Here is a 394-nt window from a genome sequence, read left to right as displayed (position 1 = left end):
GTGCAGAACGTGCTGCCCTCGATGGAGGCGGCGTTCGTGGACATCGGCCGGGGCCGCAACGGTGTGCTCTACGCCGGTGAGGTCAACTGGGAGGCCGCAGGCCTGGGCGGGTCGAACCGCAAGATCGAGCAGGCCCTCAAGCCTGGCGACTATGTGGTCGTCCAGGTCAGCAAGGATCCGGTGGGGCACAAGGGCGCCCGGCTCACCACCCAGGTCTCGCTGGCAGGCCGCTACCTGGTCTATGTGCCCGGTGCGTCGTCGACCGGCATCAGCCGCAAGCTGCCCGACACCGAACGCCAGCGGCTCAAGGAGATCCTCAAAGAGGTGGTTCCCGCCGACGCCGGCGTGATCATCAGGACGGCGTCGGAGGGCGTCAAGGAAGAAGACATCCGTT

The 394-nt window shown here is 67.0% G+C and carries 1 protein-coding gene; it reads left to right on the top strand.

What is annotated here, in order from left to right; translation table 11 throughout:
- Positions 1-394: ribonuclease E/G (locus tag IMZ11_RS44605; RefSeq protein ID WP_228649854.1), on the top strand; the 394-nt coding region annotated here is incomplete at both ends.

This window comes from Microtetraspora sp. AC03309, from assembly GCF_020826795.1.
Lineage (GTDB): Bacteria > Actinomycetota > Actinomycetes > Streptosporangiales > Streptosporangiaceae > Microtetraspora > Microtetraspora glauca.
This window is presented reverse-complemented; position numbering and strand designations above follow the sequence as displayed.